General features: G+C 62.6%; 8 protein-coding genes. 4 read left to right on the top strand and 4 right to left on the bottom strand.

Translation table 11 applies throughout. From position 1 onward, the window contains the following. Positions 1–90 precede the first annotated feature (90 nt). Positions 91–570, top strand: a complete 480-nt coding sequence (locus tag EN939_RS18815; RefSeq protein ID WP_127269207.1) for an Lrp/AsnC family transcriptional regulator — start codon at positions 91–93, stop codon at positions 568–570. 16 nt (positions 571–586) lie between these two features. Here the strand turns inward: EN939_RS18815 and EN939_RS18810 are convergent, their stop codons facing one another. Beyond that, on the bottom strand, positions 587–784 hold the full coding sequence (locus EN939_RS18810; RefSeq protein ID WP_013531006.1) for a hypothetical protein: 198 nt from the start codon (positions 782–784) through the stop codon (positions 587–589). Positions 785–1,020: 236 nt separating this feature from the next. Next, entirely contained in the window at positions 1,021–1,500 is a 480-nt protein-coding gene (locus tag EN939_RS18805) for a thioesterase family protein (RefSeq protein WP_127269206.1), read from the bottom strand. 162 nt (positions 1,501–1,662) lie between these two features. Between EN939_RS18805 and EN939_RS18800 the strand changes: the two genes are divergently transcribed. Further along, positions 1,663–3,075 carry an FAD-binding oxidoreductase gene (locus EN939_RS18800; RefSeq protein WP_127269205.1) on the top strand — a complete coding sequence of 471 codons (1,413 nt, stop codon included), beginning with the start codon at positions 1,663–1,665 and terminating at the stop codon, positions 3,073–3,075. A gap of 60 nt (positions 3,076–3,135) precedes the next feature. Here the strand turns inward: EN939_RS18800 and EN939_RS18795 are convergent, their stop codons facing one another. Then, positions 3,136–3,645 carry a DinB family protein gene (locus EN939_RS18795; protein ID WP_127269204.1) on the bottom strand — a complete coding sequence of 170 codons (510 nt, stop codon included), beginning with the start codon at positions 3,643–3,645 and terminating at the stop codon, positions 3,136–3,138. Between the two features lie 154 nt (positions 3,646–3,799). On the opposite strand from EN939_RS18795, the gene EN939_RS18790 reads away from it, so the two are divergent. Then, entirely contained in the window at positions 3,800–4,357 is a 558-nt protein-coding gene (locus EN939_RS18790) for a TetR/AcrR family transcriptional regulator (protein ID WP_245473116.1), read from the top strand. A 122-nt stretch (positions 4,358–4,479) separates the two neighbouring features. Then, entirely contained in the window at positions 4,480–5,001 is a 522-nt protein-coding gene (locus EN939_RS18785; RefSeq protein ID WP_127269202.1) for a hypothetical protein, read from the top strand. A 65-nt stretch (positions 5,002–5,066) separates the two neighbouring features. On the opposite strand, the gene EN939_RS18780 is transcribed toward EN939_RS18785, so the two are convergent. After that, positions 5,067–5,600: Dyp-type peroxidase (locus EN939_RS18780; RefSeq protein ID WP_127269201.1), on the bottom strand; the 534-nt coding region annotated here is incomplete at its 5' end.

Raw genomic sequence — 5,600 nt, 5'->3', positions numbered from 1 at the left:
TCGGCTCAGTATCGCAGGCATATTTGCCGGTTTATATGAGTGATGATGGGCTCGTCTGGCGAGATTTCTCTCAGAAGCAAGGAATTTCCCATGAAGCGCCTTCGAACTGAAAGTGCCGACCTCGATGTCTCTGACATGAAGATCCTGCGTCTGCTGGAGAAGGACGCGCGCACCAGCACGGCGGAGCTGGCACGCTCAGTCGGTCTGTCGGCGCCGAGCGTGGCCGAGCGCATCAAGCGGCTGCAGGAAAGCGGCGTCATCGAGGCCTATTCGGTCAGGATCAACCCGGCGGCACTCGGCCTGCCGCTGTCGGCGTGGCTGCGCATCCGGCCGGTGCCGGGGCAACTGGCCCTCGTGGCCGAGATCATCCGCGAACTGCCGGAGATCGTGCAATGCGACCGGGTGACCGGAGAGGATTGTTTCATCGCGCTGGCGCATGTCGGCTCGGTGGCCGAACTCGAGCGGGTGATCGACCGCATCATTCCTTATGCGATGACCAATACGGCGATCATCCAGTCGTCGCCGGTGGTGGCGCGCTCGGCGCTGGGAGCGTTGAGGCGCCAGGCTTGACCTACAGGAGAGGAACCTATGCGTGGCCGCGCTTCATGCGCGCCTGCTTCAGGATGGCGCGCCAGCGGATCATGTCGAACGGGATCGGCTCGTTGTTGTTGGCGATGTGGAAGATCTCGTTGTTGACGTTCTTGAGCGAGCGCCAGAAATCATAGTCGGTGATGCGCGGATCGGCAGCCAGCCTGTCCACCTCGACCTTGATGTCGGTTTTCATGCACTTTCCTCGAACCGGCGCCGCGCCGCCCGTGTCGCTACCTCGATGCGGATCGTTTTCGACCGACCCGCTGAGTCGCGCAACGGCTCAGATGGCTTGTTCCCGTTAAAACCTTGGTAAGGTTAACGAGGGCGCCGCGCCGCTTCAAGCACTGCTGCCGGCCGATGGGAGGGTTCTGCGATTTTAGATTGCCGGTGTGGCTTTGACGCCGGGAACGAGAAGGTGTCGGCTTCGCCCTATTTGCGTTTGATGCCGATCGAACGGCCGGCCCGTACCGGCATCGGCAGTGCCGAATGGGCGGCGCGCATGGCTTCGACCCTGGCCAGCACATCGGCGGGGAAGGGTGAGACCTTCGGCCCGGACATGTCGACATGCAGCGACAGCGATTCGGAAGTCGCGGCCAGCCAGCCGTCGACATGGCGGATTTCCTGGTAGGCCCGCAGCCGCTTGTCGTCGTGGTCGATGAGCTGGAAGGAGACCGTGACCTTGTGCTCGAGGTGCAGCTCCTGCACGTAGCAGACATGGACTTCGGCCGTGTAGATGGTGAGGCGGCGATCCCTGGCATAGTTCGGTCCCATGCCCATTGCCTCGAAGGCGTCGTCCGAGCAGCGGTCGAACAGCACGTTGTAATAGGCCATGTTGAGATGGCCGTTGTAGTCGATCCAGTCCTTCTCGATGTCCATGGGTTTCGAGACGAAGGGAGTGGGGATGGGCATCGAAACTTCCTTGTTCTGGCGCTGGACAGAGCTTGGCTCCGGAGACTCTATTTGTTCTGACGCATTCCGGACGGAAAACCGCTTCACACTTTTCCTGGAATTGCTTTACGCATCCATAGACGCATAACAAGCGTGGACGCTGGTCCATTCGCGGAGGAATTCATGGCTCTGAGCGACCTCAACCCGGTCGAACGTAACGAGGAAGGCATCGCGGCGGTGCTCGGCATCCTCAAGCAACGGCTCGGCGAGCGATTCCAGACCGGCCAGGCGATCCGCTCGCAGCATGCCCACACCACCACCTATATTCCGACGCAGGCGCCGGACGGCGTCGCCTTTCCCGAGACGACCGCCGAGGTGCAGGACATCGTGCGGGCCTGTGCCGCGCACCGCGTGCCGGTGATCGCCTTTGGCGTCGGCTCCTCGCTGGAAGGCCACACCAACGCACCGGGCGGCGGCATATCGGTCGACACATCGCGCATGAACCGTATCCTGGCGGTCAATCCACAGGATCTCGACTGCACGGTCGAACCCGGCGTCACCCGCGAGGATTTGAACCGGCATCTGCGCGACACCGGACTGTTCTTTCCGATCGACCCCGGCGCCAATGCCTCGCTGGGCGGCATGGCCGCGACGCGGGCCTCCGGCACCAATGCGGTGCGCTACGGCACGATGCGCGAGAACGTGCTGTCGCTGACCGCCGTCATGGCTGACGGCGAAACCGTGACGACCGGCAAGCGGGCGAAAAAGAGCTCGGCCGGCTATGATCTGACGCGGCTGCTGGTCGGCTCGGAAGGCACGCTCGGCATCATCACCTCGCTGACCTTGAAGCTGCAAGGCATCCCGCAGGCGATTTCGGGCGGCGTCTGCCCGTTTCCGAGCGTCGAGGCGGCCTGCAACGCGGTCATCGCCACGATCCAGATGGGCATTCCTGTGGCGCGCATCGAACTGGTCAACGCGCTGCAGATGCGGGCGATGAAGAACTATTCCAAGCTCGACTATCCCGAGAGCCCGTGCCTGTTCGTCGAGTTTCATGGTAGCGATGCCGGTGTTGCCGAACAGGCCGAGACCTTTGGCATGATCGCGGAAGAGAATGGCGGCGGGCCGTTCCTGTGGACCAGCGTCGCCGAGGAGCGCACCAAACTGTGGAAGGCCAGGCATGACGCCTACTGGTCGTCGCTGACACTGCGGCCGGGCGCCAAGGGGCTGTCGACCGATGTCTGCGTGCCGATCTCGCGCTTTGCCGAATGCGTCATGGAAACCGAAGCCGACATAGAAGAGATGGGTCTGATCGCGCCGATCGTCGGCCACGCCGGCGACGGCAATTTTCACGTGCTGGTGCTGATGGATGTCAACGATCCCAGGGAGATCGCGTTGTCGGAAAAGTTCGTCGCGCGGCTCAACATGCGGGCGATCGCCATGGACGGCACCTGCACCGGCGAGCACGGCATCGGCCAGGGCAAGATCGGTTTCCTGCGCCACGAGCTCGGCCACGGCGTCGACATCATGCGCACGATCAAGCAGGCGCTGGATCCGCTTGATATCATGAACCCGGGCAAGATCTTGCCAGCAGGGTAGGGATTATCCCGCCACAGCAATGAAGGAGCCGGACCGGCATCTCCAATGTAAGGTTTCCGATTACACCGGTGCTCGGCGGGCGGGCTCTGCCTGATGGAGATAACCCGTGAAGGTGTCGGGCGACGATGGCTTCGACAATTGTGTCACTATGCGTCCGACCTCACCGCGATGATAGCCGCCATGGGTGATGACATGTGCCAGCATCTCCTCTCGTGACATCTGCCCGGGGGCGCCGTCCGTAAAGGCAAAACGGATCGCCTCCGCCAGTTCTTCGGGGTCGACCTGTTCGACGTAGCGGAGGTACCACCGGTCGGTTTCCTTGATCGCCTTGGACAGCTCCGCGAGCGTCGGTGTGCTGCTCGTGCCCGTGTCTCGATAGGAGTGCTTCTGCTGCTGGAGGTTCGACGCAAAGATCCGGTCGACGACATGCGCGTGATTGACGGTCTCAAGGATCGCGCCAAGCTGCTTCTCGGTTGTCTCGTTTTCGATCTCTGCCAAAAGAGCGAGGAGTTCATTGTCGGCCCAGGATTTGTAGCGGAACAGGGATAAAAGCAGTGTCTTGTTGCTCATAGCGACCTCTCATTGACTTGCGTGGCAGGCTTGGCTCGATAAATGTGAGCGGACACTCGCATTTTGGTGAAAAGGCCCTGATATGGCTACTCGCGTTCCCTCAGAGCATGGAAGCGTGCGCAAAGCGCCACGGCAACAGCGTTCCCGCGCAACCGTGGATACGATTGTCGAAGCCGCGGCTCGCGTTCTGGCTCGGCGTGGGTGGGCGCATTTCACCACCAACGAGACGGCTTCGGCGGCTGGTGTCAGCGTCGGCTCGATCTACCAGTATTTTCCCAACAAGCTGGCCTTGGCGGAGGAGATCCGAAAACGCCATCTCGACGCGGTGCTCGCGGCCATATCCGGTTCGGATGAGCGTGACGCAGTGATCACGGTGGAACAGCGGGCGGCGAAGCTTGTCGATGGCGTCGTCGCCGCCCACAGCGTCGATCAGGAACTGCATCGCGTCCTGCTCGACGAGGTGCCGCTTGCCGCACGCTCGACACAGGATCAGTTCGAGGCGGAGTATCTGCGCCGCTACCAAGCCGTGATCGCATCTGCCTCGGGCAAGCCCGATCCCAAGCGCGACGACATTGCCGGACGTGTGCTGTCGGGTGCGGTCGAAGGGGTCGTGCATGCCGCAGCGCGACATGGCGAACTGCAATCGCCGGAATTGCGAGCGGAACTCATCGAGCTGGTCTGCGCCTATCTGCGCAGCCGATGCACAGGCTGAGCGGCTCGGTATTCGACCATCCGGCATCGTCAGCAGGGCTATTCTTGACCGACGCGGTTTTGGGGCAGAAACTCATGCGAATGGCCTGAAACAGACAGGCGTGCCAGCGGAGGAGGAATGCCATGGCGATTTCACGCAAGGAAGCGGCGCGTGCGCTGAGCGCGGACGAACAGGAACTGGTGGAGAAATCGCACCATCCGGCGGTGCAGGAGCTTTCCGACGCCGATCTTGCCGGCCTGGTCAAGCTGTTGCGGGAGCGGCGCGACAAGGCCCAAACCCAAGCACACCGCCGCCAGCGTGAGATACGCGGCAAAGGAGCGCCGAAAGGCGCTGCGCCCTCAAAGTCCGATGGCGGTTCGCAGACAAAGCTTGCGGTGCTGGCCATGGCCATGCGGCGGCTGAATGGCGAGGCCGAGCGGCGCCGGCAGCTGGCGGCCAGCGTTTCGCTGATCGAAAACGCGCGCAAGGCATTTGTCATGAAGCAAGGGGCGACGCCGGAAGGCCCTGCTTTCAATTCGCGCACCGCGCGCAAGGGGATGCGGTCGGTGGCAAACCAGAGGGCGCAAGACCTCGTCCGACCGATGGAGCTTGGCCGGCAGCGCAAGGCGGCCAAGGTGGCGCAAGCAAAGCGCGACGCACGCTGAGGGTTCTGACAATCGCCGGGTGAAATCGTTGGGGCGCCGGCCTGCCGTGCGGCCGCAGGCGTCTTCTATGCGTCCTCAACAAGGGTTTGCAGCATGGGGCGGGTTGGCGCGAAGAACGTCGTGCCGGTGTGCGGCGTCGAGAAATCGAGCAGCCGGTCGTAAGCGCCCGGCGGCTCACCGATGTACATTCGCTGCAGCATCCTCTCGATCACCCAGAGATACCTGCTGTAGCCGATAAAGTAGGTGCCGAACTCCTTTTGCCCCGGCCTGCCAAACGGCATGTTGTCGCGCAATATGTCGTACTCGTTGCCATCGGTATCCTCGATGGTGGCCAGCGACTTGTGTGATTTGCGCGGCGCCTCGTCATCATCGATTTCGATGTTGTCGATCTTGGTGCGGCCGATGATCGCTTCCTGCTCGGGCGTCGGAATGCGCGCCCAGGCCTGGAGATCGTGCAGGTATTTCTGGACGACGACATAGCTGCCGCCGGCGAAGTCGGCGTCCTCATCACCGACGAGTGCCGAGGCCGGAAGGTCCAGCCCGGTCGGGTTGGCCGTGCCGTCGACGAAGCCGAGCAGGTCACGCGCATCGAAGTACCG

Origin of the sequence: Mesorhizobium sp. M7A.F.Ca.CA.002.05.1.1 (genome assembly GCF_003998335.1) — a bacterium.
In the GTDB taxonomy this organism is placed as follows: Bacteria; Pseudomonadota; Alphaproteobacteria; order Rhizobiales; family Rhizobiaceae; genus Mesorhizobium.
This window is presented reverse-complemented; position numbering and strand designations above follow the sequence as displayed.

Coding starts and splice junctions, on each gene's coding strand:
- EN939_RS18815 (WP_127269207.1), top strand. CDS start 91: ATGAAGCGCCTTCGAACTGAAAGTGCCGACCTCGATGTCTCTGACATG.
- EN939_RS18810 (WP_013531006.1), bottom strand. CDS start 784: ATGAAAACCGACATCAAGGTCGAGGTGGACAGGCTGGCTGCCGATCCG.
- EN939_RS18805 (WP_127269206.1), bottom strand. CDS start 1,500: ATGCCCATCCCCACTCCCTTCGTCTCGAAACCCATGGACATCGAGAAG.
- EN939_RS18800 (WP_127269205.1), top strand. CDS start 1,663: ATGGCTCTGAGCGACCTCAACCCGGTCGAACGTAACGAGGAAGGCATC.
- EN939_RS18795 (WP_127269204.1), bottom strand. CDS start 3,645: ATGAGCAACAAGACACTGCTTTTATCCCTGTTCCGCTACAAATCCTGG.
- EN939_RS18785 (WP_127269202.1), top strand. CDS start 4,480: ATGGCGATTTCACGCAAGGAAGCGGCGCGTGCGCTGAGCGCGGACGAA.